The organism is Sphingobium sp. D43FB (genome assembly GCF_002312805.1).
In the GTDB taxonomy this organism is placed as follows: Bacteria; Pseudomonadota; Alphaproteobacteria; order Sphingomonadales; family Sphingomonadaceae; genus Sphingobium.
Map to the genome: position 1 here is coordinate 40,347 of NZ_NMUA01000024.1, position 24,219 is coordinate 64,565.

The 24,219-nt window shown below is 64.6% G+C and carries 25 protein-coding genes and 1 tRNA gene; 7 read left to right on the plus strand and 19 right to left on the minus strand.

Annotated features, from left to right (window positions below; translation table 11 throughout):
• Both mnmE and SxD43FB_RS17665 read right to left on the minus strand, forming a co-directional pair.
• Positions 1–1,278: a tRNA uridine-5-carboxymethylaminomethyl(34) synthesis GTPase MnmE gene (gene mnmE / locus SxD43FB_RS17660; RefSeq protein WP_096063314.1), complete on the minus strand. Its 1,278-nt coding sequence runs from the start codon at positions 1,276–1,278 to the stop codon at positions 1–3.
• A gap of 16 nt (positions 1,279–1,294) precedes the next feature.
• The gene (locus tag SxD43FB_RS17665; RefSeq protein ID WP_096063315.1) at positions 1,295–1,546 is read right to left on the minus strand and encodes a DUF6489 family protein; all 252 of its coding nucleotides are present in this window, start codon (positions 1,544–1,546) and stop codon (positions 1,295–1,297) included.
• A 160-nt stretch (positions 1,547–1,706) separates the two neighbouring features.
• On the opposite strand from SxD43FB_RS17665, the gene SxD43FB_RS17670 reads away from it, so the two are divergent.
• Entirely contained in the window at positions 1,707–2,408 is a 702-nt protein-coding gene (locus SxD43FB_RS17670) for a dienelactone hydrolase family protein (RefSeq protein ID WP_096063337.1), read from the plus strand.
• Positions 2,408–3,376 (plus strand): quinone oxidoreductase, encoded by a 969-nt coding sequence (locus SxD43FB_RS17675; RefSeq protein ID WP_255245790.1) that lies wholly within the window; start codon positions 2,408–2,410, stop codon positions 3,374–3,376. The genes SxD43FB_RS17670 and SxD43FB_RS17675 overlap by 1 nt, the downstream gene beginning before the upstream one ends.
• Positions 3,377–3,454: 78 nt before the next feature.
• Here SxD43FB_RS17675 and SxD43FB_RS17680 read toward each other — a convergent pair whose 3' ends face one another.
• Positions 3,455–4,132, minus strand: a complete 678-nt coding sequence (locus tag SxD43FB_RS17680; protein WP_043151875.1) for a TerC family protein — start codon at positions 4,130–4,132, stop codon at positions 3,455–3,457.
• 24 nt (positions 4,133–4,156) lie between these two features.
• Entirely contained in the window at positions 4,157–5,413 is a 1,257-nt protein-coding gene (gene rho, locus SxD43FB_RS17685) for a transcription termination factor Rho (RefSeq protein WP_037478949.1), read from the minus strand.
• A gap of 340 nt (positions 5,414–5,753) precedes the next feature.
• Between rho and SxD43FB_RS17690 the strand changes: the two genes are divergently transcribed.
• On the plus strand, positions 5,754–6,668 hold the full coding sequence (locus tag SxD43FB_RS17690) for a retroviral-like aspartic protease family protein (RefSeq protein ID WP_255245791.1): 915 nt from the start codon (positions 5,754–5,756) through the stop codon (positions 6,666–6,668).
• 9 nt (positions 6,669–6,677) lie between these two features.
• On the opposite strand, the gene SxD43FB_RS17695 is transcribed toward SxD43FB_RS17690, so the two are convergent.
• The 9 genes from SxD43FB_RS17695 to SxD43FB_RS17735 all read right to left on the minus strand — a co-directional run bounded on the left by SxD43FB_RS17695 (position 6,678) and on the right by SxD43FB_RS17735 (position 16,939).
• Positions 6,678–8,774, minus strand: a complete 2,097-nt coding sequence (locus tag SxD43FB_RS17695; RefSeq protein WP_096063317.1) for a PBP1A family penicillin-binding protein — start codon at positions 8,772–8,774, stop codon at positions 6,678–6,680.
• Positions 8,775–8,891: 117 nt separating this feature from the next.
• Positions 8,892–9,293 (minus strand): peptide-methionine (R)-S-oxide reductase MsrB, encoded by a 402-nt coding sequence (gene msrB, locus SxD43FB_RS17700; RefSeq protein ID WP_096063318.1) that lies wholly within the window; start codon positions 9,291–9,293, stop codon positions 8,892–8,894.
• 31 nt (positions 9,294–9,324) lie between these two features.
• A complete protein-coding gene (locus SxD43FB_RS17705) occupies positions 9,325–10,401 on the minus strand; it encodes an FAD-dependent monooxygenase (protein ID WP_096063319.1) in 1,077 nt (358 codons plus the stop codon).
• Positions 10,398–11,072: a methyltransferase domain-containing protein gene (locus SxD43FB_RS17710; RefSeq protein WP_096063320.1), complete on the minus strand. Its 675-nt coding sequence runs from the start codon at positions 11,070–11,072 to the stop codon at positions 10,398–10,400. Before SxD43FB_RS17710 ends, SxD43FB_RS17705 begins: the two co-directional genes overlap by 4 nt.
• Positions 11,069–12,121 (minus strand): type III polyketide synthase, encoded by a 1,053-nt coding sequence (locus tag SxD43FB_RS17715; protein WP_096063321.1) that lies wholly within the window; start codon positions 12,119–12,121, stop codon positions 11,069–11,071. The genes SxD43FB_RS17710 and SxD43FB_RS17715 overlap by 4 nt, the downstream gene beginning before the upstream one ends.
• Before the next feature lie 91 nt (positions 12,122–12,212).
• Positions 12,213–13,238 carry a DNA polymerase III subunit delta gene (gene holA, locus SxD43FB_RS17720; RefSeq protein WP_096063322.1) on the minus strand — a complete coding sequence of 342 codons (1,026 nt, stop codon included), beginning with the start codon at positions 13,236–13,238 and terminating at the stop codon, positions 12,213–12,215.
• Positions 13,235–13,735 carry an LPS assembly lipoprotein LptE gene (gene lptE, locus SxD43FB_RS17725; protein WP_096063323.1) on the minus strand — a complete coding sequence of 167 codons (501 nt, stop codon included), beginning with the start codon at positions 13,733–13,735 and terminating at the stop codon, positions 13,235–13,237. Before lptE ends, holA begins: the two co-directional genes overlap by 4 nt.
• A 121-nt stretch (positions 13,736–13,856) precedes the next feature.
• Positions 13,857–16,385, minus strand: coding sequence for a leucine--tRNA ligase (gene leuS / locus SxD43FB_RS17730; RefSeq protein ID WP_096063324.1), 2,529 nt, complete (start codon positions 16,383–16,385; stop codon positions 13,857–13,859).
• A 104-nt stretch (positions 16,386–16,489) separates the two neighbouring features.
• A complete protein-coding gene (locus SxD43FB_RS17735) occupies positions 16,490–16,939 on the minus strand; it encodes a DUF3576 domain-containing protein (RefSeq protein WP_096063325.1) in 450 nt (149 codons plus the stop codon).
• A 244-nt stretch (positions 16,940–17,183) separates the two neighbouring features.
• On the opposite strand from SxD43FB_RS17735, the gene SxD43FB_RS17740 reads away from it, so the two are divergent.
• On the plus strand, positions 17,184–17,909 hold the full coding sequence (locus SxD43FB_RS17740) for a hypothetical protein (protein WP_096063326.1): 726 nt from the start codon (positions 17,184–17,186) through the stop codon (positions 17,907–17,909).
• Between the two features lie 94 nt (positions 17,910–18,003).
• On the opposite strand, the gene SxD43FB_RS17745 is transcribed toward SxD43FB_RS17740, so the two are convergent.
• Genes SxD43FB_RS17745 through SxD43FB_RS17755 form a run of 3 tightly spaced genes read right to left on the minus strand, consistent with a single transcriptional unit; the run spans position 18,004 to position 19,624 of the window.
• Positions 18,004–18,405 carry a hypothetical protein gene (locus SxD43FB_RS17745; RefSeq protein WP_037472115.1) on the minus strand — a complete coding sequence of 134 codons (402 nt, stop codon included), beginning with the start codon at positions 18,403–18,405 and terminating at the stop codon, positions 18,004–18,006.
• Positions 18,406–18,461: 56 nt separating this feature from the next.
• Positions 18,462–19,184: a hydroxyacylglutathione hydrolase gene (gene gloB / locus SxD43FB_RS17750; RefSeq protein WP_096063340.1), complete on the minus strand. Its 723-nt coding sequence runs from the start codon at positions 19,182–19,184 to the stop codon at positions 18,462–18,464.
• 5 nt (positions 19,185–19,189) lie between these two features.
• Positions 19,190–19,624 (minus strand): VOC family protein, encoded by a 435-nt coding sequence (locus SxD43FB_RS17755; RefSeq protein WP_096063339.1) that lies wholly within the window; start codon positions 19,622–19,624, stop codon positions 19,190–19,192.
• Between the two features lie 100 nt (positions 19,625–19,724).
• Between SxD43FB_RS17755 and SxD43FB_RS17760 the strand changes: the two genes are divergently transcribed.
• Complete coding sequence (locus tag SxD43FB_RS17760; RefSeq protein WP_096063327.1) at positions 19,725–20,432, plus strand: SIMPL domain-containing protein; 708 nt, start codon at positions 19,725–19,727, stop codon at positions 20,430–20,432.
• A gap of 6 nt (positions 20,433–20,438) precedes the next feature.
• On the opposite strand, the gene SxD43FB_RS17765 is transcribed toward SxD43FB_RS17760, so the two are convergent.
• From SxD43FB_RS17765 to SxD43FB_RS17775, 3 genes are all read right to left on the minus strand, one after another.
• Positions 20,439–20,651, minus strand: a complete 213-nt coding sequence (locus SxD43FB_RS17765; RefSeq protein ID WP_096063341.1) for a hypothetical protein — start codon at positions 20,649–20,651, stop codon at positions 20,439–20,441.
• Positions 20,652–20,741: 90 nt separating this feature from the next.
• Positions 20,742–21,611 carry a tetratricopeptide repeat protein gene (locus tag SxD43FB_RS17770; protein ID WP_096063328.1) on the minus strand — a complete coding sequence of 290 codons (870 nt, stop codon included), beginning with the start codon at positions 21,609–21,611 and terminating at the stop codon, positions 20,742–20,744.
• The gene (locus SxD43FB_RS17775) at positions 21,611–22,366 is read right to left on the minus strand and encodes an alpha/beta hydrolase (RefSeq protein ID WP_096063342.1); all 756 of its coding nucleotides are present in this window, start codon (positions 22,364–22,366) and stop codon (positions 21,611–21,613) included. Before SxD43FB_RS17775 ends, SxD43FB_RS17770 begins: the two co-directional genes overlap by 1 nt.
• Before the next feature lie 131 nt (positions 22,367–22,497).
• On the opposite strand from SxD43FB_RS17775, the gene SxD43FB_RS17780 reads away from it, so the two are divergent.
• A tRNA-Leu gene (locus tag SxD43FB_RS17780) sits at positions 22,498–22,584 on the plus strand.
• A gap of 185 nt (positions 22,585–22,769) precedes the next feature.
• The gene (locus tag SxD43FB_RS17785) at positions 22,770–24,146 is read left to right on the plus strand and encodes a DUF6538 domain-containing protein (RefSeq protein WP_343228850.1); all 1,377 of its coding nucleotides are present in this window, start codon (positions 22,770–22,772) and stop codon (positions 24,144–24,146) included.
• The last annotated feature ends 73 nt before the right edge of the window (positions 24,147–24,219 follow it).

The following is a 24,219-nucleotide window of genomic DNA, read 5'->3' on the forward strand; positions in this document are numbered from 1 at the left end:
CTATTTGCCGATGCAGAAGCCCGAAAAGAGACGGTCGAGCATGTCCTCGGTCCCCGCCTGTCCGGTGAGCGCATCGATCGCGCGGCGGACCTGCCGCAGCTCTTCGGCGATGACGAGCAGGTCATCGCTGCGCCGTGCGGCGTCGACATGGGCGAGCAATTCGCCGACCCGCGCACGCTGGCGGGCGTGGAGGGCATAATCGCCCTCGCCCGGCAAGAGTTGCGCGGCGCGATCCAGCAGGGTGGTGACGAGGCTGTCCATCCCCTCCCCTGTTCGCGCGGACAATTGCAGGCCGGGTCGGGTCGGATCGCGATCGCATTGGGCGGCGATCAACAGCGCATCAGCGCGCGGCAGGTCAGCCGCATCGCCCAGCCATAGGATGATGTCCGCTGCGTCGAGCGCCGCACGCGCGCGATCCATGCCGATCGCCTCGATCGCGTCCCCAGTCCCCTCGTGCAGACCGGCGGTGTCGGTGAAGAGGAAGGCGGTGCCGCCGATTGCCGCAGGCACTTCGATGCGGTCGCGCGTCGTTCCGGCAATGTCGGACACGATTGCGGCGTCGCGCCCGACCAGCGCATTGAGCAGGGTCGACTTGCCTGCATTGGGTGGCCCCGCCAGTACGACGCGGATGCCGTCGCGCAACCGCTCAGCCGACGGCGCGGCCAATGCGGTGCCAATGTCTTCCGCAAGCGCCGCGATGCCCACACCGATCCGCTGCTCGATCGCAGCATCGGGCACATCATCCTCGTCGGAGAAATCGAGCGCGGCCTCGGCCATGGCCGACAGGTCGAGCAGATCGCGCCGCCAGCCTTCGACCCGGCGGGAAAAATGTCCCTCGGCCATCATCAACGCAGCACGGCGTTGCTGCTGGGTCTCGGCGGCGAGCAAGTCCGACAGGCCCTCGACCGCATTGAGATCCATCCGACCATTGAGAAAGGCGCGGCGGGTGAACTCGCCCGCTTCGGCCATGCGCAGCCCTGGCATCGCGGCCAGCACCGCCTCCACCGCCGCAACGACAGCGCGGCCGCCATGGCAATGAAGTTCGACCAGATCCTCGCCGGTCACCGTGCCGGGGCCAGGGAACCAGAGGATGAGCGTGCGATCTAGGGGCGCGCCATCCTGCGGGTCGGTAAGTAAGGCGAGGCTGGCCTGACGCGGCGGCGGGACGCGCTGGGCAAGACTTTCCAGCGCCGCGCGGGCGTGCGGCCCGCTGACTCGCACCACCGCAATCCCGGCGGGCGGCGCGCCGCTGGACAGGGCGAAAATCGTGTCGGTCATCGGCGTGGCGACGATCCTATTTCTTGTCGCCCGTCCCGCCCATGCCGGACAGGCCGATATTCATCATCTGCTGGAACAGGCGCACGCCCGCATCGCCCATCGGCGAGAAGCTCTTGAACAGGGTTTCCATCTGCTCGACATTGCCGACCCCTTCGAAACTGTCGAGGACGGTGCGGATATATTTGTCGTGGATGGGCGTCACGTCGGGCAGGCCGAGAAAGGCGCGCGCCTCGGCTGGGCTGCAATCCACATCGACCGTTACCTTCATAATCCTGGCCCTTCTGGTTCTTCTATCGTCTGTTTCCCGTCATGCCGCAAACAGGCACATGGTGGCAAATTTTTTGCGTCGGTCGATGGTTGCGCGCCTACCGCGATGCGCCAATATGCGGGCCAGCCGCCTAATGGCCAACCGCGAAAAGGAATGCGACATGACAGGCTTTACCCCGATCGAGACGCTGGAGGGCGGTGCCCGGTTCGACGCCTATGTGGCACGACCGGAAGGCGATGAGGCCAAGGCGGCGATCATCGTCATCCAGGAAATTTTCGGCGTGAACGAAGGCATCCGCCGCAAATGCGATAATTGGGCGAAGGCAGGCTATGTCGCTTATGCCCCCGACCTGTTCTGGCGCGAGACGCCGCATGTCGAACTGGACGCCGATGTGCCGGAGGAATTCCAGGCTGCGCTCGGCCATATGCAGAAGCTCAATCAGGATCAGGCGATCCGCGACATCGAAGCGACGGTTAAGGCGGCGCGTGCGGCGGTGGATGGCGGCAAGGTCGGGCTGGTCGGCTATTGCCTGGGCGGGCGGCTGGCGTTCATGGCGGCGTGCCGTACCGATGGCGATGCGTTCGTGTCCTATTATGGCGTCGGGATCGACGGCTTGCTGGGCGAAGCGAAGGCGATCGGGAAGCCCGTCATGCTCCACATTCCGACCGCCGATCATTTCGTCCTGCCGGACGCGCAGAAGGCGATGCATGACGGGCTGGAGTCGAACCGCCATATTGTCCTGCATGACTATGACGGACTGGACCACGGGTTCGCCGCCGAGATGGGCAGCCGACGCGACGAGGAAGCGGCTGAGCTGGCCGACCAGCGCACCGCCGATTTCTTCGCCGAGCATCTCGCCTGATGGTCGATGCCTGGCGGATGGTGGCCCGCAGCCATGGCGGGCCGGAGGTGATCGCGCGCGAGGATTTCGATCCGGGCGTGCCGGATGACGGCGAGCTGCTGATCGCGCAGGAGGCGATCGGGCTGAATTTCATCGACACCTATTATCGCACCGGCCTCTACCCTGCCCCCCTCCCCACCCCCTTGGGGTCGGAGGGGGCAGGCCATGTCGTTGCGGTCGGGCCGGGCGTGTCGGGTTTTGCCGTCGGCGACAAGGTCGGCTGCGCGCATGGACTGGGTGCCTATGCCAGCCACCGCATCGTCGCGGCCGAGCGCGCAGTGAAGATCCCCGATGGCGTGTCGAGCGAGGATGCCGCCGCGATGATGCTCAAGGGCATGACCGCCTGTTACCTCGCCGAAGACACGATCAATCTGGCGGCAGGTCAGGTTGCTCTCGTCCACGCAGCGGCGGGCGGAGTCGGATCGGTTCTCGTGCCGTGGCTGCGCGACAAGGGCGTGGTGGTCATCGCCCATTGCGGGTCGGCGGAGAAGGCCGCGCTGGTCGATGCCGACCATAGCCTCCATGGTCCGTTCGCCGATCTGGCCGCGGCCGTTCGCGACCTGACCGGTGGTCAGGGCGTCGATGTCGTCTATGACGGCGTCGGCAAGGATAGTTGGGCGGCTTCGCTTGCCAGCCTTAAGCGCCGTGGGCTGATGGTGAGCTATGGCAATGCGTCGGGCGCGGTGCCGCCGATCAGTCTGCTGAACTTGAGCAAGGGCGGATCGCTCTATGTCACGCGGCCGACGCTGTTCGACTATGTCGCAACGGCGGAGGCGCTGGCGCATACGGCCGACCGTTTGTTCGACCGGATGCAGCGCGGCGTGGTGCGGGCGGTGATCGGTCAGCGCTTCGCGCTTGCCGATGCAGCCGAGGCGCACCGGGCACTGGAGGCACGGCAGACGACCGGCGCGACGATCCTGCTACCCTGATCGGGGTGGCCAGCAGACACAAAAAAGGGGGGCGAAACCATGATGGTTTCGCCCCCCTTTTTAGGTCAGATCAGCAACTTATCGGAACAGCTGCAGCAACCCGACTTCCTGATCGGTGATCCCGGTATAGATCATCGTGCTGGCAACATAGAGGATGACCAGCAGGCCAACCCAGGCGATCCAGCGATAGCGCTCGATATATTTGGCGATGATGTTGGCAGCGATACCCATCAGGCCGACGGCAATCACCAGCCCGACCATCAGGATGCCCGGATGATCGCGTGCCGCACCAGCGACGGCCAGCACATTGTCGAGGCTCATCGACACGTCAGCCACGGCGACCGCCCAAGCGGCGGCGGCGAAGCTCTTGGCGGGCTTCATGCCAGAATGTTCGTCGCCTTCAATTTCCGGCGACCCGGCGCTTTCGCCGCCATGGCCGATTTCGCGATACATTTTCCAGGCGACCCAGAACAGCAGGACGCCGCCCGCGAACACCAGGCCGATCAGCTGCAGCAACTGCGTCACCACCAGCGCAAAGCCGATGCGCAGCACCAGCGCGGCGATGATCCCGATCAGGATCACCTTCTTGCGCTGATCAGCGGGCAGGCCGGCGGCCAGCGCGCCGATGACGATCGCGTTATCGCCCGCCAGCACGATGTCGATCAGGATCACCTGACCAAAAGCCAGCCAGGCCGATCCACTGCCAGAAAATAGCCCGGCAAAATCCGTGACGATATGGCCCCAAATGTCGGTCATGTCCGTCTAGTCCCCTTCACGCCGTCACTGGTTCATCGAATCGAAGAAATTCTCGTTGGTCTTGGAATCCTTCATCTTGTCGAGCAGGAATTCCATCGCATCGATCGTGCCCATCTGCATCAGGATGCGACGCAGCACCCACATCTTGCTGAGCGTGCCCTTGTCCACCAGCAATTCTTCCTTGCGGGTGCCCGACTTGCCGACATCCAGCGCCGGGAAGATGCGCTTGTCGGCGACCTTGCGATCCAGCACGATTTCCGAGTTGCCGGTGCCCTTGAATTCTTCGAAGATGACTTCGTCCATGCGGCTGCCGGTGTCGATCAGCGCAGTGGCGATGATGGAGAGCGAACCGCCTTCCTCGATATTGCGCGCGGCACCGAAGAAGCGCTTGGGTCGCTGGAGCGCATTGGCGTCCACGCCGCCGGTCAGCACCTTGCCCGACGAGGGGACGACGGTGTTGTAGGCGCGGCCGAGGCGGGTGATGGAATCGAGCAGGATGACGACATCCTTCTTATGCTCGACCAGGCGCTTGGCCTTTTCGATCACCATTTCAGCGACCTGGACGTGGCGGGTGGCAGGCTCGTCGAAGGTGGAGGACACGACCTCGCCCTTCACGCTGCGCTGCATGTCGGTGACTTCTTCCGGCCGTTCGTCGATCAGCAGGACGATCAGGAACACTTCGGGATGATTGTCGGTAATGGCCTTGGCGATATTCTGCAGCATCACCGTCTTGCCGACGCGGGGTGGGGCGACGATCAGCGTGCGCTGGCCCTTGCCCTGGGGCGAGACGATGTCGATGACGCGCGCCGACTTGTCCTTCTGGGTCGGATCGCCCGGATCGAGCGTCAGTTTGGATTCGGGATAGAGCGGCGTCAGATTGTCGAAATTGACGCGATGACGGACCACATCGGGATCGTCGAAATTGACGGTGTTGAGCTTCACCAAAGCGAAATAACGCTCGCCATCCTTGGGCGCGCGGATTTCGCCGTCCACCGTATCGCCGGTGCGCAGGCCGAAGCGGCGGACCTGGTTAGGCGAAACATAGATGTCGTCGGGACCGGCCAGGAAGTTGGCTTCCGGGCTGCGCAGGAAACCAAAGCCATCGGGCAGCACTTCGATCGTGCCTTCACCCATGATCTGCTCGCCATTTTCCGCCTCGGCCTTGAGGATCGCGAACATCAGATCCTGTTTGCGCAGGGTCGACGCACCCTCGACGCCCAGTTCCTCGGCAAGCTGCACGAGGTCGGCGGGCGCTGTTTTCTTAAGGTCCTTGAGATGCATTGCGAGTCGGTCCGATGACGAGAGGGAGACAGGCGCCGGAAACGGCGAGAAACAGGCGAGCAGGACGCTGCCAGACGCTTGCCGCGAACAGGCAAGGTCGATCGTGCGCGCATTTAGCGAGGCGCGGCCCGCCAAGTCAAGGCGGGAGTGCGCCAGACGGGTGCGGAAAGCGCGGCGCGGCGGCGATTCGGGGCCAAGGGTGGCGCTGGCGCGATGACCGGGATTCATGCTATAGCGGGAGCATAAGATAAGCGGAAAGGATGCGGACATGAGACGGCACCGCGCAGGGCTTTGCGCCGTGCGCTTCGCGGGATTGGCGATCGGGCTGGCGACGGCCTGGATGCCGCTGGCCGCGCAGGACGTCCCCGCGCTTGACCCCGACATTCCGCCCGCCGTCGTCCGCACCGGCCCCTCGCTCGATGCGCGGGTGACCATCCCCATCCATATCGATGGCAAGGGGCCGTGGAACTTCATCATCGATACCGGGTCGCAACGCACCGTGATCGCGCGCGACCTGGCGGAGCAACTGGCCCTGCCCGCGCGCACCAATGTCACCATCATCAGCATGACCGGCCGGTCGGAAGCGACGACGGTGGCGGTGCCGCGCCTCGGCTTTGCGGGCGGCACGATCGACGATATCGAAGCCCCGGTGCTGGAGGGCGAGCATCTGGGCGCGCCGGGCCTGCTGGGGCTGGACAGCCTGCACGCCAAGCGGGTGACGCTGGATTTCCGCAGCGGACAGATGGCCATCGCCAGCAGCAACGCGCGCCGCAGCGCCAAGGTCGATCCCGATACGATCGTGGTGGAGGCGCGGCGCAAGCGCGGTCAGTTGATCCTGCTCGATTCCAACGTCAACGGCATGCGCGTGGCCATCATGCTCGACACCGGCACCAATTTCAGCATCGGCAATATGGCGCTGCGCAACAAACTGATCGCCAAGAAGCGCGCGCCTGAATTGCTCACCGCGTCGCTGACCAGCGTGACCGGCGGGACGCTGACCGGCGAAGTGGGGCGGATCAAGGCGGTACGGATGGGCCGGGTCAATTTGATCGACGTGCCGGTGCTGTTCGTCGATGCCAGCCCTTTTGCGGAACTGGGCATGGCGGACAAGCCGGCGCTGTTGCTGGGCATCAGTGCGTTGCGGCTGTTCGACCGGGTCGCGATCGACTTCGGCCGGGGCAAAGTGGACTTCCTGCTGCCCGATGCGAGCGCGCTCGACAAGACGCAGTTGGCGGCCAACGACGTCCGCCCTTAGGCGCGCGCCTCAAGGATAAGGGTTGGGACGCGGGGGTGGCTGGCGCTGACGATCACGGTCGCGGCCCAGCACATTGTCGATCCATTGCTGGTCGATCTGCTGGGGCGGCTGTTGCCGATCCTCCGGGTCCACCTCAAGCTGTTGCTCGTCACCCTCGTCTTCCATCGCCGGGGGACGGGGGCGTTCGACGGGGAAGCCATTCTCATCGACCATCATGCCGCCCTCGGCCTCGCCATCAGGCGTGCCATAATAGGCTTCCTCGTCCGGCTCCAACTGCCATTCGGGCAAGGTGACTTCGGTTTCGAACTGTTCCACGGGGCGTTTGGCGACGGCGACCTTCATATAATCGGCAAAGGCGCGGGCGGGGGCACGGCCACCCTGCAGCACGCCCACCGCGCGCGCATCGTCGCGCCCCATCCATACGCCGGTCGTGATGCCGCTGGAAAAGCCCAAGAACCAGCCATCCTTGTTGCTGCTGGTCGTGCCGGTCTTGCCCGCGACCGGGCGGCCGATCTGCGCCGCCTTGCCGGTGCCGGTGGACACGGCGGTCTGCATCAGGTCGGTCATGCCGGCCGCGACCCAGGGGGCGACCAGCACGCGGCTGGTGTCGTCCTGATGCTCGTAGAGCAGTCGGCCGTCCGCCGTCGTTACCTTGGTAATGCCATAGGGGGTGACGGCAATGCCCTTGCGCGCGATCGAGGCGAAGGCGCGGGTCATGTCGATCAGGCGCACGTCCGATGTGCCTAGCACCATGGAAGGATGGGTGTTGATCGGCGTCGTCACACCAAAGCGGCGGGCCATGTCGGCAACGGTCGGAAAGCCGACCTCGACACCCAGCTTCGCCGCGACGGTGTTGATCGAATAGGCGAAGGCGGTGCGGATATCGATATCGCCCGAAAAGCGCCCGGAACTGTTGCGCGGCTTCCACCCGTTGATATCGACCGGCTCGTCGGTGACGCCGGTATCAGGGGTATAGCCCGCCTCAAGCGCGGCCATATAGACGAAGATCTTCCACGCCGATCCCGGCTGCCGCGTCGCTGTGGTGGCGCGATTATAATTGGACGTCACATAATCGAGGCCGCCGACCAGCGCGCGCACTGCGCCATCGCGGTCCAGGCTGACCAAAGCGCCCTGCGTACCCGAAGGCACATTGGCCTTGATCGCCGCCGTCGCCGCATTCTGCATGCTGAGGTCGATGGTGGTATAGACTTCCAGCGGTTCGTTGGACTCGTCGATCAGCACATCGAGCTGCGGCAGCGCCCAGTCGGTGAAATAGCGCACGCTGTTCTGCGGCGGTTCGGGCGCGAGCGCGACATTGGCAATGTCGGCCGCCGCCTTGTCCGCTGCGCTGATGACGCCGTTCTGCACCATCAGGTCCAGCACCACGCCCGCTCGGCCGATCGCGGCTTCGGCATCGGCGGTGGGCGAATAGCTAGACGGCGCTTTCACCAGCCCTGCGACGATCGCCGCTTCGGGCAGGTCGAGCGTCGTGGCGGGATGGCCGAAAAATTTGCGGCTGGCGGCGTCGATGCCATAGGCGCCGCCGCCGAAATAGACTTTGTTGAGGTAGAGTTCGAGGATCTGCCGCTTCGAGAATTTGCGCTCCAGCGCCAGGGCCAGCACCATCTCGCGGATCTTGCGGCCGAAACTATAGCTGTTGTTGAGGAAGATGTTGCGCGTCACCTGCTGGGTGATGGTCGATGCGCCCTGCAGGCGGCGGCCGGTGCCGCGATTTTCGACCGCGACCCAGGCCGCGCGTGCCATGCCGACCGGATCGACGCCGGGATGATGATAAAAGCGCTTGTCTTCGGTCGACACCATCGCGTCGATCATGACCTGCGGGATTTGATCATAGTCGAGCCAGCGGCCAAAGCTCGGCCCCAGTGACACGATTACACTGCCATCGGCGGCATGGACGCGGATCATCTGGCCATTGGGCGAGGATTTGAGGCTGCCATAATCGGGCAGCGACTGAAGCGCGATGACCACCGCAATCACGATCGCCAACAGGCCCGCCACCGCCGCCGCCACGCCGATCTTCACCGTGCGCAGCGCCCATGTCTTCGCGCGGCTGGGCGCGCCCTTGCTCTTGCCTGATCCTGCCATCTGTGCCGCCCCGGATACGCGCTAATCCCGGCCCCGGCCAGCGTGATTTAGACGCTTTGCCGGGAAAAATGCCGTGGCCGTCTCCATGACGATCGCCGCTTTACGGACGATGAACGATCAGTCGTCCTGGCGCGGTTTGAAGTCGAGCGAGGCGCTGTTCATGCAATAGCGCAGGCCGTTGACGCCTGGACCATCGGGGAAGACATGGCCCAGATGCCCGTCGCACTTGGCGCAGCGGACTTCGGTGCGGACCATGCCGTGGCTGACATCGCGGATTTCCTCGACCGCATCGATATCCACCGGTGCGGTGAAACTGGGCCAGCCGGAACCGCTGTCATATTTTTCCTCGGCATCGAATAATCCGGTGCCGCAGCCCGCACAATAATAGCGGCCATCGACCTTGTTGGCGTTGAGATTGCCGGTAAAGGCCCGCTCCGTGCCGCCTTCGCGCAGCACATGATAGCGTTCAGGCGAAAGGCGCGCGCGCCATTCCGCATCGGTCAGAGTCAGCTTTTCCATGGCGGCAATATGGGTGCGCAGAGCGCGCCGATCAAGCGTCCGCGATGCGGGTGAGGCGCATGGCGAGACCCGCGGCCCCCGGTGTTGCGCTCAGGACACGGAGCAGGCCGGGATAGCGCCCCAGCGCGCGAAAACCCGCCGCCGCGCGCAAGGGCAACAGCGCTCGCCGCCCGAAATGGCGCTGGTAAGGCTCTGCGCCGTCGCGCCCCTGCACCTGCCATTGCGCCACGGCTTCTGCGGCGCTGGCCAGCGCGATGCCAATCCCCTCCCCCGCCAGCGAGGGAATCACTGCGGCCTGATCGCCGAGCCGATAGAGGCCCGGCCAGGTCGTGGTTGCGCGCCAGCCATAGGGGACATCACCGATCGCATCGACGCGAGCGTCAGCGGGCACATCCCCCAGCCGATCGGCCAGCGCGAGCGAGCGGTCGGCCAGCGCCGCGATCAGGCCGAGCGGACGGCCGCCCGCTGCAGTCAAGCGGCTCTTGCGCACCGCCATGCAGAGATTGGCGCTGCCATCCTCCTGCAGCAAGAGGCCGACATAGCCGCCCTCGACCCAATGGAGTTCGATGCGGCCACCGATCAGGCGTTGGCGCGCAGGGCTGGCGGGCAGGCGCAGCCGCAGGCCGAGTTCGGGGTCTGCGCCGTCACGGGGCCGCGCCGCGCCGCGCACATCATGCTTGCCGGTGGCGAGAAACAGGCTGTCCCAGTCGAGCACCTGCCCATCGTCCAGGGTGATCGCGGTCGGCGTCAGCGTGCGCACGGCATGGCCCAGCCGGAAGGTCACCCCCGCCTCGGTCGCGGCGGCGCGCAGCAGCCTGTCGAGTCGATGCCGCGACAGGCCCATGCCGGGCGCGGGGAGCGGCAGCTCTATCTCCCGCCCGCCCGCGAACAGCGCCAGCCGGTCGATCCGGTGACCGCCGAGCATGGCTGCGTCAATGCCCAGCGCCTCGATCTGCGCGATCGTCGCCCAACTCAGGAATCCGCCGCACAGCGCATCCCCCGGCACCTGTTGCCGATCGATCAGCAGCGGCTCCGCGCCCAGCCGTGCGAGCCGCAGCGCCGCCGCTGCGCCTGCCGGGCCTGCGCCGAGGATCAGTGGCGGGGTCATCGCTGGCGGGCGACGCAGAGCCGGAAGGGGAAGACACGCTCAATGCGCGCATCGCCGATATGCGCCGCCGCCAGCATCGCCCGCCATTCGCCGGGCACGAAGCTGCGCGCGATCGACAATCGCCCGTCGGCGCGGACGATCGGATGGACGCCGAGCAAGCGGGCGAGCAGCGGATAGCCATGATAGGCAAAGCCATGGCGATGCAGGTCGTTGACGAACCAGCCCATGCGCGCCTGATCCTCCATGAAATGCAGGAACGCCAGCCGCTCCGCATCCTCCATATGGTGGGTGACCAGGCTGGAGATAATGATGTCCCATGGTTCATCCGCCAGCGCGACATAGTCGCCGGTGCGATAGTCGATGGCCAGCGCCGGGTCGGTGCGCGCCTGCGCCACGGCCTGGCTGCGCGGGTTGAGGTCGATGCCGACGAGCGTGCAGGCAATGCCACGCCGCTTCGCCCAGGCCGCGATCCGCCGCAGCATGCCGCCATCGCCATAGCCGACATCGAGCAGCCGGAACGGGCCGGTTACCGCGCGATCGAGAAAGCGGAGCGTCGGCCGCGCCGCCAGCGTGACCCGATTAACCCGGTCGAGATCGGCCAGCACCCGCGCATAGACGGCTTCGGGCAGGTCGGCCGCATCCATCTGCTCCTGCGCCAGCGATCGCTTCATGCGTCCGCCCGGTGGAAGGTCAGGCCTTCGGCCGCAAGCCCCGGCCCGAAGGCCAGCGCCATCCCCTGCCCGCGCGCATTGCCCGCCAAGATGCGCGCCAGCACGAACATCAGCGTCGCCGACGACATATTGCCAAAGGCGCGCAGCACGGCGCGGCTATGGTCGAGCGCGTGGGGGGCGAGATCGAGCGCGCGGGCTACCGCGTCGAGGATCGAACGGCCCCCGGCATGGACCGCCCACAGATCGATGCTTTGCGCCGGAATCGGCAAGGTGATCGTTCCGGCGAGCGCCTGCGCGATCGCGCCGGGCACTTCGCCCGACAAATGCATGGCGAAACCATGGTCGCCCAAATCCCAGCGGATCAGCGCCTCCGTATCGGGCACGGTCATGGCGAAGGGCTGGCCGAGCGTGATGCCGCCCGCCGCCGCGCTCACCAGCGCCGCCGCCGCGCCATCGCCAAATTGCAGCATCGCCAGCAACGGTTCGACCCGCGCATCGTCCTGCAGATGCAGGCTGCTGAGTTCCACGCACACCACCAGCACGCGCGCATTCGGTTCCGATCGCACGATATGGCGCGCGGATCGCAGCGCGACGATGGCGGCATAGCAGCCCATATAGCCGACCATCAGCCGCTCGACCGTCGGGTCCAGCCCCAGCATCGTCACCAGTTTCTGGTCGATCCCAGGCGCAATAAAGCCCGTGCAACTGGCGACCACCAAATGAGTGATACCGTCGGTCGCCACCTGGTCGGCGAGCGCCGCCACTGCGCGCGTGGCCAGCATCGGCGCGGCGTCGGCATAGATGGCCATGCGCTGCGCCGTGGTTGGCCATGACCCGCCGTAAAAGCCGCCTTGCGCGGTCGGCGATCCAGTGCCGCCATCCAGCACCGACCAGCGATGTTCGATCCCGCTGCGCTGCGCCATGCGCGTGAACAAAGCCCGTTCGCGCGGGTCGGCGATCCGTTCGCCTGCCCAATCGATAAAGGCCGGGTGGATGTCGGTGTCCGGGACGGCCGTGCCGATGGCGTGGATCGTGGCGGGAAGGGAAATGATGCGCTGCCTTTGTTGCGCGCGGACGCGGTGGGCCGGTCATACCACCAAGTCGCGACCTGTTCAGCCCTGCAAAGCGCCCGGACCCGCCCTATCGTTCCCGCGCCGCCTGCCGCGCGATGGTCAGCAATTCGTGGCGCACCAGCAGGTCGCCGGTGCCCCGGCCTGATCGGGTAGCGCGTTCCGCCTCCAGCAGGCGCTGGATCACGCGCGCGATGCCATGGCTGTCCCACAGCCGCACTTGCCGCGACACCAGCCCTTTTTCCTTCCAGAACACGGCCTTGCCCGCCGCCTCCATCGCCGTTTCCAACCGTCCGCTGGCGTCGAAACTGGTGCGGATATTGGCGATCAGCATCGCGCGGGTCATCAGCGGACGGATGACGGAGGCCATTGCCGTGCTGGTTTCCTGCAGGCGCGTGAGTTCATGGTGCATGGCCTTTAGGTCACCACCCAGCACGGCGTTTACCAGCGGCGCGACCTCCGTATCGGGATTGTCCGCTGACAGCGCGTCCAGCGCCTCCGCCGTCGCTTCGCACGGCCGGTCGGGCGCAGCGTCGAGATAGAGGATCAGCTTTTCGACCTCGCCCTGCATCAGCGCGCGATCGCCATTGGCGAGCGCCACGATCCGCCGCGCCAGGTCCGACGAGAGGCGCAGGCCGCCTTCGCGGGCGATGGCAATGGCGATCTGCTCGGCCTCGCGCGCGTCGGGCTGGTAGGAAATGAAGGCCAGCGTCGCCTTATGATCGAGCGCCAGCTTGAGCAGCTTGGACGTGGCCTTGAGCGCGCCCGCCACGGCCACGACCGGATTGCCCGCCGCCGGGCTTTCGAGCAGCGCGGTCAAGGCGGGCAGCGATTCCTCGCCTATGCCATTGACGCGAATCCAGCGCCGGTCACCGAACATGGAAAAGGACGCGGCCTCATCCGCCAGCCGGGCGGGATCGTCGCGCAGGGTCGATCCGTCGAGGTCGATGCGTTCGGCCTGCGGCCCCATCGCCCGCTCCAGCCGCTTGAGCAGCGCCTGGCTGCCCGCATCGTCGGGACCGTAGAGCAGGAAGAAGCGGACGTCGGCAGGCGGTGCGTCGAGCGCCTTTTCGATCTGGCCGCGATTGGCCTTCAAGGATTGGCCGCCTTGCGTGAAAACAGCGCCAGCCGGGTGACGATCTGGTCCGCCACCGTCTGCGACAGCCGCTCCAGCGCCGTGTCTTCGGCTGCGATCGTCGCATATTCGCTCGACGTGACGTCGATGCCCGCGTCCGACCCGGCGGTGTCATCCAGGATTTGCGCGCCAGTCGCTTCGTCGATCAACTGGTAACGCGCGCGCAAAGTGCGCCGTTCGCGGGTGACGGCCGCGTCGGCGCGCAGGCCGAAACCGGTGATCTGGTCATCCAGCTTCACCACCAGACGATAGCGCGGACCGCTGCCGCCGCTCATCGCGCCCAGCCGATCGTTGAGCGCATTGCGGACGAGCCAGCCACCGCGCCCCTCGATCGGCGCGACATCGACATTGCCCAACGCCTGCGCCACCGCGCCCTGCGATCCCCCGCCATAGACCGGGCGGAGGCCGCAGCCGGTCAGCAGGAGCGGGATGGCGAGAAGGGGGAGGAGACACTTCATGACCAGAACCCTTATCCGTTCGGGCTGAGCTTGTCGAAGCCCTTTGCTGAGCGGAGCGAAGCTGCTTCGCCTCCGCTCAGCAAAGCCCTTCGACTTCGCTCAGGGCGAACGGATTTTGCACCTAAATAACCAGATTCACCAGACGATCGGGCACGACGATGATCTTCTTAGGCGTCGCGCCATCCAATATCCGCATGACATTCGGAGCCGCGAGCGCCAGCCGCTCCAGTTCGTCTTTCGCCGTCCCCTTGGGCACGGTGATGGTGTCGCGCAGCTTGCCCATCACCTGGCAGGCAATCGTCACTTCGTCATCGACCAGCAAAGCCGGATCGACCGTGGGCCAGGCGGCATCGGCGATCAGGCCGGTCTCGCCCATATCGGCCCAGGCTTCTTCGGCGAGATGCGGCGTCATCGGCGCGACCAGCAGCGCGAGCGCGCGGATGGCGGCGTTGCGCGATGCGGACGGCGCGGCCTTTTCCACCGAGTTGGCCAGTTCGTAAATCTTGGCGACTGCCTTGTTGAAGGACAGCGCCTCTATATCCCTGGCGATCCCGTCGATCGTCTGGTGCAGTTTGCGGTCGAGCGGCTTGTCGGCGCCTTCCGCCCCCGCCTCGATCTGGCCGAAGAGCCGCCACAAGCGGTTGACGAACCGCCACGATCCCTCGATCCCGCTTTCGGTCCAGGGCAGGTCGCGTTCGGGCGGGCTGTCCGACAGCATGAACCAGCGCACCGCGTCCGCGCCATATTGGGCGATGATGTCATCGGGATCGACGACATTCTTCTTGGACTTGGACATTTTGACGACCCGGCCAACCTCGACCGGTGCCTTGTCCGCGATCAGCGTCGCGCCCTCGGCGGCCCGTTCGATCTCGCCCGGCGCGAAATAGACCGGCGGCAACCCCTCGCCCTGCTCCCGGCTATAGGTCTCATGCGTTACCATCCCCTGCGTGAACAGGCCGGTGAACGGCTCGGCAAAGCCCAATTGCCCCATATGCTGCAACGCCCGCGTCCAGAAGCGCGCGTAGAGCAGGTGCAGGATCGCATGTTCGACCCCGCCAATATATTGGCCGACCGGCAGCCATTTCTCGACCGTCGCGCGGTCGAATGGCTTGTCCTTGGACTGGCTGGCGAAGCGGATGAAATACCAGCTCGAATCCGCGAACGTATCGAGCGTATCGGTTTCCCGAACCGCCGCCTTGCCGCACTTCGGACAATCGACATGCTTCCAGGTCGGATGGCGATCGAGCGGGTTGCCCGGAATGTCGAAGGTCACATCGTCGGGCAGGACGACCGGCAACTGCGCCTTGGGCACCGGCACCGCGCCGCAAGTCTCGCAATGGATCACCGGTATCGGCGTGCCCCAATAGCGTTGGCGGGACACGCCCCAGTCGCGCAGGCGGAACACGGTCTTGCCCGCGCCCCAGCCTTCGGATTGCGCGCGGGCGATGACGGCGGCCTTCGCGTCCTCCACGCTCATGCCGTCGAGGAAGCGGCTGTTCACCAACTTGCCCGGCCCGACATAGGCTTCGTTGTGAATCGGCTTGGCTTCGTCACCTTCCGCAGCCACGACACGCTCGACGGGCAGCATATATTTGCGCGCAAAGTCGAGGTCGCGCTGGTCATGCGCGGGAACGCCCATCACCGCGCCGGTGCCATAGTCCATCAGCACGAAATTCGCGATGAACACGGGCAACTGCCAGTCGGGATCGAACGGATGCGTAACAGTCAGGCCCGTGTCGAAGCCGAGCTTCTCCGCCGTTTCCAACTCGGCCGCGGTCGTTCCGCCCGCCTTGCACAGGTCGATGAAGGCCTGCGCGTCCGGGTTTGCGGCCGCAACCTGCTGCGCCACTGGATGGTCGGCGGCGATCGCGACGAAGCTCGCGCCGAAAATCGTGTCGGGCCGGGTCGAATAGACCTCGATCGCCTGATCGAAGGGCGCAACCGGCTTGAAATGGAATTGCAGGCCGACCGACTTGCCGATCCAGTTTTCCTGCATCGTCCGCACCTTTTCGGGCCACTGGTCTAGGCTTTTCAGCCCTTCCAGCAGATCGTCGGCGAACTGGGTGATTTTGAGGAACCATTGCGACAGCTTGCGCTTCTCGACCGTCGCGCCCGACCGCCAGCCCTTGCCGTCGATCACCTGCTCATTGGCCAGCACGGTCATGTCGACCGGATCCCAATTGACCGCGCTTTCCTTGCGATAAACGAGGCCCGCTTCCAGCATGTCCAGGAACAGCGCCTGTTCATGGCCATAATAATCGGGGTGGCAGGTCGCGAGTTCGCGGCTCCAGTCCAGCGCAAAGCCCAATTTCTTGAGCTGCGCCTTCATGTTGGCGATATTCTCATAGGTCCATTTGCCGGGATGGACCTTTTTCTCCATCGCGGCATTTTCAGCCGGCATGCCAAAGGCGTCCCAACCCATCGGGTGCAGCACTTCATGGCCCGTCATCCGGCGGAACCGTGCCAGCACGTCGCCCATCGAATAGTTGCGGACATGGCCGATATGGATGCGGCCCGACGGATAAGGGAACATCTCCAGCACGTAGCTGCGCGGCTTGTCCGACATATCGTCGGCCTTGAAGCTCTGCTGCTCGTCCCAGATCGCCTGCCAGCGGGCGTCGGCCTCCAGCGGATTGAAGCGCCTTTGCATGTTCACGTCCTACCCAAATGCGAGGGGGCTGGGCCTTTGCAAGCCCAGCCCCGAACCGTCAAAAAACAAAGGCGGTGCCTGCGCGCCGCCCAAGCGAAGAAGAATCAGCCGCCAATCGACGTGCGGCGCAGGTCGCGGGCCTTGGTCAGGATCACCTCTTCCAGCTTCTGCACGGTCGCCGCCTTCACCGGCGCGTCGAGCCACTGGCCATTCTGGCTCACCTGGCGGCTGGCCGCGACGCGCAGCGCGTCGGCGCGCAGATCCTGGTCGAGGATCGACACGGTCAGCTTCATCCGCTCATTGGGGCTGTTGGGGTTGGCGTACCAGTCGGTCACGATCACGCCACCGTTCGAATCGGTCTGCACCAGCGGCATGAAGGAAATCGTGTCGAGCGCCGCGCGCCACAGATAGGCGTTGACGCCGATCGTCGTCACTTTCGACGCGGCAAGGTCCGCCTTGGGCCGATCCTTGGACCCGCCACCGCAGGCGGCCAACGGCAAAAGCGCGGCCAGCAGCAGGCCGGCGGAAACAGGGGCGGGAAAACGGCGGACCATCAGGCATGTCCTAGCTTGGAAAATGACGAAAAACAGGCTGCTTCTATAGTGGCCATGCAGCGTTGGGCAAGGGGCGCTGCATCAGGACGCTGCGATCCTCGCTTCGCCGTGCCATCGCTACTGTTTCAAACTCTGTGTGTTCCTTGCAACAGCTCCGACAAAAAGCCCGCCGCCCCCTAGCCAATGGAGGCTTTCCCCGTGTAGAGCGTTACACATAATAAGGAACAGGGGCGAGAATCGGGTCATGCGCGTACAAAGGGGACATCTGGCATTGGCGGGAGCGGCATTGACCGTGACCGGCTTCATGCTGTCTCCGGCGATCGGCGCGGCCAACAAGCTCGTCCAGATGCAGATCGACGCACCCGTGTCGCTCGGCGCTCTGGGCAGCATCTCCTCCTTCACTCCCACGACCAAAGACCCGCAACTGGCCGCCGCTTATGCGAAAATCGCTGCGTCCGCCAATCGCCAGGGCTTTCGTTTCACGCCGACCAGCGGTTCGCTGAGCGGTGAACGGTCGATCACCGTGATGGTCCGTGCCAGCGGCGAACGTGTCACCGTGGCCCGCACGATCGACCCGATCGACATCAAGCCGGTCGCCTTCAGCCTGAACGGTGCGCAGAACTGGCGCAAGTTCGCGCTGCCCGAATCGCTCGGCCGCAAGCCGCTCGATCCGGTGCCGGTTGAAACCATGGTCGATGCCAAGAATTTCTCGCTGGATGACGCCAAGAAGGATCGCTTCAGCACCAAGATGCTGATCGAAACCCGCCGCGATGCCGTCGCCGCGACGCGCAACCCCGGCGCGGAGAAGGATTATTCGCTGGATCTCGCCAGCTCCTACTCGCTGACGCGCAACCTGAACGTCACGGCCGGCGTGCGCTACAATAATAATGTCGCGGGTCGCCTGACCCCGATGACCGACGACCGGCAGGACAGCCAGGCCGTCTATCTGGGCACCATCTTCAAATTCTGATCGGCCTGCGGGTTGAGTGACAGGGGTCGGGCCTGATCGCGCCAATAACGGATCACGCCCTGATTTCTGCCTGCCTCCTGTGAATCGCGGCGGGCTATTTACCCGGCGCGCGATAGGGGATGAAGTCGCCTAGCGCGCAGGCGCCGCTGGTCATCCCGGTTTGCAGGTTGGCGGTCGTGGTCATGTCGCCACGGCACAGTTGCGAGCCGAAGCTGCGCACGATCAAGGTGTCGCCATAGACAAGGCCGCTGCAGCTGCCGATCAATTCATTCTTGTAGATCAGCCGGTTGCTCACTCGATAGAGCAGCACATTGTTGCTGATGACGGTCAGATTGGTCCGTGGCTCGCGGTTGATGCAGCCTTGTTTTTCACCGGCCACCTTGCCTTCCAAAGCCTTCTCCAGCTTGGCCGCCTGCTTTTGCGTCAGCGGTGTGGGCGTATAGCTGCCGGTGCAGCCCGCCAACAGGAGCGGTATCATCCCTATCCATGCGCGCATCGCGACTCTCCCTTGTCGATCTTTACCCTCACGACGGCACCATAGCGCAAAAACCGTCAGGCCGCGTCCTTTGCCGCGCGGCGTTCGGCCAATTGCGCCACGTCGCGCGCGCGCATGAAGATATTGGTCGCGCGCTCCAGCCCGATCGTCGTCGGCACCGTCGCTTCGTCCCGCGCCCGCAGCGCTTCGACGGCTGCAACCCGCTCGACCAGCGCCGCATTGTCCGGCTCCACCGTCAGCGCGAACCGGCCATTGGAGAGCGTATATTCATGCGCGCAATAGACAGCCGTATCCTCCGGCAAGTCCGCGAGGCGTTGCAGATTGGCGAACATTTGCGCCGCCGTCCCCTCGAACAATCGGCCGCAGCCCATGGCGAACAGCGTATCGCCGACGAACGCCATGCGATCGTCGGCCAGATGATAGGCGATATGCCCCGCCGTATGGGCCGGGACCGCCATCACGGTCGCGACATGATCGCCGATACGCACGCTATCGCCTTCACCGACCAGGCGATCGAGCGTCGCGATCTTCTCCGCTTCGGCCGCGGGTCCGGTGATGATGCAGCCGGTCGCGGCCTTGATCGCCGCATTCCCGCCGACGTGGTCGCCATGCCAATGGGTGTTCCAGATCTGGCCGATGGTCCATCCCCGCGCAGCAGCCGCCTTCAGCACCGGCTCGGCCACGGCCGGGTCGATCACGACCGTCTCTTGGCTCTTGGGATCATGCAGCAGCCAGACATAATTGTCCGATAGAACCGGGATGCGGACAACCTCCAGCATCGGGCTCACCATTGTCCGACATTGGGCATCGACACCCAAGGTTCGGCCGGGTCGAGCCGCCCATCCTGTAGCAATTCGACCGAAATGCCATCGGGCGTGCGGACGAAGGCCATATGCCCGTCCCGCGGCGGGCGATTGATGGTCACGCCCGCATCCAGGAAGCGCTGACACGTCTCGTAGATATTCTCGACCTGATAGGCGATATGGCCGAAATTGCGCCCGCCATCATAGATTTCGGCGGGGCTGCCATCCTCGGGCGGCCAGTTATAGGTCAGTTCGACCTGAGCATCTTCGTCGCCCGGCGCGGCGAGATAGACGAGCGTGAAGCGCCCCTGTTCGCTGTCGAACCGCTTGACCTCTATCAATCCCAGCAGGTCGAAAAAGGCGATCGTCTTTTCGACGTCACGGACGCGGATCATGCTATGCAGGAATTTGGGCAAGTCTTTCTCCATTTGTCGCTATAAAGCAACGGTTCATCTGGGGGAGGGCAAGGATGCTCCAAGATAAGGTCGCGCATCAACGCAGGGAAGAGGCAAGCATATGACATGGGACATGCGGGACAAGATAATGTTGGGCAGCGCCGCGCTGCTGGCGTTGGGGGTCGTTGGTGGCGGCTATCTTCTGGGAGACGGATTGCGGCGCGCCAAGGCGGCGGATCGCTCGGTCACGGTGCGCGGCCTGGCGGAAAAGGATGTGACGGCGGACCTTGCCACCTGGTCGATCAGCTATTCGGCGACTGGCTTCGACCTGCCGACCGTGCGCGCGGAAATCGACAATAATACCAAGGAATTGCAGGCCTATTTCACGGACCTGGGCTTCCAGCCTGCCGAGCTGACCCCGACTGGCGCCGGGGTGAACCAATATCTCAACAATGGCGTCAACAATATCACCGTGACACAGCGGATGTTGCTCCGCACGACTGACATCGCCCGCGCCCAGCGCGCTGTCGCTCAACAGTTCGATCTGGTTCGACGCGGCGTGACGCTGCAGGAAGGGTCGGGCATGCGCTACAGCTTCACCAAGCTGAACGACGTCAAGCCGCAAATGGTGGCCGCCGCCACCAAGGATGCTCGCGCCGCTGCCGAACAATTCGCCAAGGATGCAGGTTCGGGCGTTGGCGGGATCAAGAGCGCCACGCAGGGCTATTTTTCGATCGATGCGCGCGATGGCGAAGGCGGCGACGGGTCGAGCGACACACCCTATAAGAAGGTGCGCGTCGTCACGACCGTCGACTTCTACCTGAAATAGCGGAGCTTAATCGCGGCGGTCGTCGCCAATCACGGCGCCCGCCGCGCCACCGATGACCGCGCCTTCGGTCGTGCCGAGGCCGGTCGCGCTGCCGACGACTGCGCCACCGGTGCCGCCGATCAATCCGCCTGCCGTCGCGCCGCGCGAACAGGCCGTGGTCGCCATCGCGCCCGCCAACAACAGGCCGATCGCCGCGACAGTCTTCACATTGGGGGTCATCATCTCATCTCCGTTTCGGTGGTCCCGCTATACCCAAGCGAACGGACCGAACCGGAAAGCGGTTCCGTGACAAAGTCTTGCTGGACGGCCTTAGCCCGCAGGCTTGGCCACAGGTAGACGGGACAGATTGTCCGCCGCCGCCTTGCCCGCTGCGGCGTCCGGCGCCAGGCGCGCAGCCCGCTGCCAGGCGGATCGGGCGATATCCTCATGATCGGTCAGGATCGCGATATTGCCCTCCTCCAGCGCCACTGCAGCATCGTCAGGCGATAGTTGTACCGCGCGCGCGATATGCGCTTGGGCCAGGCTCATTTCGCCCGACCGGCGCGCCAGCGTTGCCGACAACAGCCAGCCGAGCGGGTCTTTGGGTGCCTGAATCAGCGCCACATCGATCGAATCGCGCGCAGCCTCCGTCTCGCCCAGCGCGACCAAGGCCCGCGCGCGATCAAGATGCACCTCGCCCTTTTCCAGCCCGTCGGGCAGCCCGCGTGCCAGCGCCGCGTCGAAATCGCCGCGTGCCTTGGCGGCATCGCCGCTGGCAAGCGCGGCATTGCCCGCCTGCGCCCACAGCCGCGCGCTCTGCGCCATCTCGCCGCTGCGCTCGGCCTCTTCGGCGGCCTGTTGAAAGGCGATGATCGCGGGCGACCAGCGCTCGGCGCGCGCAAAGGCAAAGCCCATGCAGTGACGCGCATAGAAGCCCCCGCCGTCGATCCGCCATTTTTCGGCAAAGGCGACCCCGGCCGTGGGATCTTCGAGCGCCTGGTCGAGACAGGCCTGGAAAGGCGCGGCGAATTTCGCGGGCACGGGAATCTTGCCGTCTTCCCGCGCGGGCGGGCTGGGCGGCGGCGCAGAGGCTGCGCTGGCGGCGGCTTCTTGCTTCTCCTTGCGGCTGCGATTCATCACGGCCTCAATCTCAGGATCATAGGCCTGGGCCAACAGCATCAGGGGCAGGAAAAGCGTCATTAGTGGCTGTCCAACAGGCTGGCGACGGTGCGGATCAACAAGGCGATGTCGCCGTCGCGGGAAAGGCGATGGTCGCCGTCCTTAATCAGCAGCGTCTGCACATCCGATGAACGTAGCCGTGCGGCTGCCTTCACCGCCACATACCAGGGCACATCCTTGTCCTGCTGGCCGTGGAGCAGCCGCACCGGACAATCAATGCCGATCTCGCCCTCCAATAGCCGCAACGCCTGGCCCGACTGCCAAAAGGCCAGCGTCGTGACATAAGGATCGTCGCTATAGGCCGATGGCTCCTCGATCCGCCCCTCGGTCGCCAGCAGCGCCTTGTCGGCATCGGTAAAGCCCCAGTCCGTGAAGTCGGGCGCGGCCGCGATGCCGACAATCCCCATGACCCGGTCGGGCCGGGCCAGCGCCACCAGTAGCGCGAGCCAGCCGCCCATCGACGATCCCACGAGCAGGACCGGCCCCTCGATCAGGCGATCCATCACCAGCAGCACATCGTCGCGCCAACTGGCCAGCGTGCCATCGGCAAAACGCCCTTCGCTCGACCCGTTGCCGGCATAGTCCATCCGCACCATGGCGCGCCCCTGGCGCGCCGCCCATTGATCGAGCGCGACCGCCTTGCTGCCCTCCATGTCGGACATATAGCCCGGCAGGAAGAGGATGGTCGGCCCTTCCCCCGCACGCGGGCGGCAGGCGAGACGCAGTCCATTGGGGCGGGCGAACAGGGTGATTGGGGTGGAATCGGGGTGGGTCATGAAGCCGTCATCCGCTCCGCCGCGGCACCCGTCCACCCCCCGGCGCGCGATTTTGCAAAGCCGAACGAAATAATCCGCAACATGCGTTGACAGCTTTGGAGGCAGCGGCTAGTTGCGCGCTCCTACCCCGTGCCCAGATGGCGGAATTGGTAGACGCACCAGCTTCAGGTGCTGGCGATCGCAAGGTCGTGGAGGTTCGAGTCCTCTTCTGGGCACCATTTGTTCTCAAAGCATTGAAAATGCACGGGGATCGTCCAAAACACGGTCCCCTGAGAGCCTCTGCTACACAAAGCTGTTACACAATAGTGAGCCCGGACCAGCCTCAATCCCGCAGAATTGTGGGAAAAATGGCCGTCGCTCCTGTTACACAAAGCTGCTACACAAATGCCCTTCTGGCCTGACAATCCGGCAAGGATGGTTTTACCTGCGACGCAGAGTTCCACGCGACCTACGAGAGGCGATGGGACGGGCGGAGATATGGCGATCGCTGAACGCAGACAGTCTTCAGATCGCGCGGCGACGATTGCCAGCAGCGGCCGCCCGACTGGAATTGATGTTCGAGGATACCCGGTCGAAAGGAGGGAAGGATGTCGACCTCACGCTCCTCAAACCGTTCGATGACGATCTTCACAATCCCGGCCCCCCGGCCATCACTGCCCCAAAGAGCGAAGAGGCTCCCTGTCCCAGCGTAACGCTTGGAGAGGCTTATGAACGATATCTCTCCGATCCGACGCATCATTGGACGGCGCGAACGCGAGAAACCTACGACACGGTTCGCAAACTCGCGGTTTCCGTGATCGGGGCGGAAACCGAAATCCGAAGCCTCTCTCGCAGTCACATGCGTCATCTGATGGAGGTCTTGCGTTACCTGCCCCGAAACGCGACGAAGCTCTTCCCCGATCTCTCACCCGAACAGGCGTCAGCCCGCCTGAAGGAGACCGGGAAGGGCGTGCCCATCAGTGTTGCGAACGCCAATGTCTATCTCAGCAGCCTGTCTAGCTTTCTCAACTGGGCGGTCGATGAAGAATTGGCCGAGCGTAACCCCGTGAGAGGACTCCGCTTCGCCGACAGCACGGCCAAGAGGGATAAGCGCAATCCATTCTCGCCAGACCAGTTGCGTCTCATCTTCCATGCTCCTCTCTATACGGGCTGCAAAGATGGCGACCGGGGCTATGCGACGCCCGGTCATGAGCGCCCTCAAAATGCGCGCTATTGGGTTCCGCTGATCGCCTTGCACAGCGGGATGCGATTAAACGAGATATGTCAGTTGGACACGACAGATGTGCGGATGATCGATGGTGTGCCCTGTATAGTGATCACGACAGAGTCACTGGTGGGCACCACGGATAAGCAGCTGAAGACGGGTGCGAGTGAACGGCTGATCCCCATCCATCAGCGCCTTCTCGATCTCGGCCTGATGACATACGTCGCACAGAAACGGCGAGCGGGGGAGGAGAAGCTCTTTGCTGAAATCGATCCCGGCACCAAGGGCGTCAGGGCCGTCGCGTTCAGCAAATGGTTCACCCAGTTTCTCAGCAACATCGGCGCGCGGCGCGAGAAGACCTGCTTTCATTCGCTGAGGCACTGTTTCCGGGATGAACTGAGGCATGCCCGAATCGATCACGATCTTGCGATGGCCCTTGGGGGATGGACGACGGGGTCTTCCGCACATGGAAAGGTTTCGGAAAATTACGGGCGGGGGTATCGGGTCGAGGTGCTGGCGGAAGCTGTGAACAGACTCACTTTCGCCGATGTTGACCTCTCTCATCTCGGACGTTGATCGTGAAAATCCAGCCACGACCCCGCTTCCGGGCGAAGCCACAGGTTATCAGCAGTTCCTGTGATGTTCTCTT

Bases quoted from the DNA above. Each gene is read 5' to 3' on its own strand.
- gloB (WP_096063340.1), bottom strand. From the start codon at position 19,184: ATGCTGGAGGTTGTCCGCATCCCGGTTCTATCGGACAATTATGTCTGG.
- msrB (WP_096063318.1), bottom strand. From the start codon at position 9,293: ATGGAAAAGCTGACTCTGACCGATGCGGAATGGCGCGCGCGCCTTTCG.
- rho (WP_037478949.1), bottom strand. From the start codon at position 5,413: ATGCATCTCAAGGACCTTAAGAAAACAGCGCCCGCCGACCTCGTGCAG.
- SxD43FB_RS17740 (WP_096063326.1), top strand. From the start codon at position 17,184: ATGCGCGTACAAAGGGGACATCTGGCATTGGCGGGAGCGGCATTGACC.
- SxD43FB_RS17765 (WP_096063341.1), bottom strand. From the start codon at position 20,651: ATGACCCCCAATGTGAAGACTGTCGCGGCGATCGGCCTGTTGTTGGCG.
- leuS (WP_096063324.1), bottom strand. From the start codon at position 16,385: ATGCAAAGGCGCTTCAATCCGCTGGAGGCCGACGCCCGCTGGCAGGCG.
- SxD43FB_RS17710 (WP_096063320.1), bottom strand. From the start codon at position 11,072: ATGAAGCGATCGCTGGCGCAGGAGCAGATGGATGCGGCCGACCTGCCC.
- SxD43FB_RS17760 (WP_096063327.1), top strand. From the start codon at position 19,725: ATGACATGGGACATGCGGGACAAGATAATGTTGGGCAGCGCCGCGCTG.
- SxD43FB_RS17675 (WP_255245790.1), top strand. From the start codon at position 2,408: ATGGTCGATGCCTGGCGGATGGTGGCCCGCAGCCATGGCGGGCCGGAG.
- lptE (WP_096063323.1), bottom strand. From the start codon at position 13,735: ATGAAGTGTCTCCTCCCCCTTCTCGCCATCCCGCTCCTGCTGACCGGC.
- SxD43FB_RS17745 (WP_037472115.1), bottom strand. From the start codon at position 18,405: ATGCGCGCATGGATAGGGATGATACCGCTCCTGTTGGCGGGCTGCACC.
- SxD43FB_RS17775 (WP_096063342.1), bottom strand. From the start codon at position 22,366: ATGACCCACCCCGATTCCACCCCAATCACCCTGTTCGCCCGCCCCAAT.
- SxD43FB_RS17670 (WP_096063337.1), top strand. From the start codon at position 1,707: ATGACAGGCTTTACCCCGATCGAGACGCTGGAGGGCGGTGCCCGGTTC.
- mnmE (WP_096063314.1), bottom strand. From the start codon at position 1,278: ATGACCGACACGATTTTCGCCCTGTCCAGCGGCGCGCCGCCCGCCGGG.
- SxD43FB_RS17690 (WP_255245791.1), top strand. From the start codon at position 5,754: ATGCCGCTGGCCGCGCAGGACGTCCCCGCGCTTGACCCCGACATTCCG.
- SxD43FB_RS17680 (WP_043151875.1), bottom strand. From the start codon at position 4,132: ATGACCGACATTTGGGGCCATATCGTCACGGATTTTGCCGGGCTATTT.
- SxD43FB_RS17770 (WP_096063328.1), bottom strand. From the start codon at position 21,611: ATGACGCTTTTCCTGCCCCTGATGCTGTTGGCCCAGGCCTATGATCCT.
- SxD43FB_RS17665 (WP_096063315.1), bottom strand. From the start codon at position 1,546: ATGAAGGTAACGGTCGATGTGGATTGCAGCCCAGCCGAGGCGCGCGCC.
- SxD43FB_RS17695 (WP_096063317.1), bottom strand. From the start codon at position 8,774: ATGGCAGGATCAGGCAAGAGCAAGGGCGCGCCCAGCCGCGCGAAGACA.
- SxD43FB_RS17705 (WP_096063319.1), bottom strand. From the start codon at position 10,401: ATGACCCCGCCACTGATCCTCGGCGCAGGCCCGGCAGGCGCAGCGGCG.
- SxD43FB_RS17735 (WP_096063325.1), bottom strand. From the start codon at position 16,939: ATGGTCCGCCGTTTTCCCGCCCCTGTTTCCGCCGGCCTGCTGCTGGCC.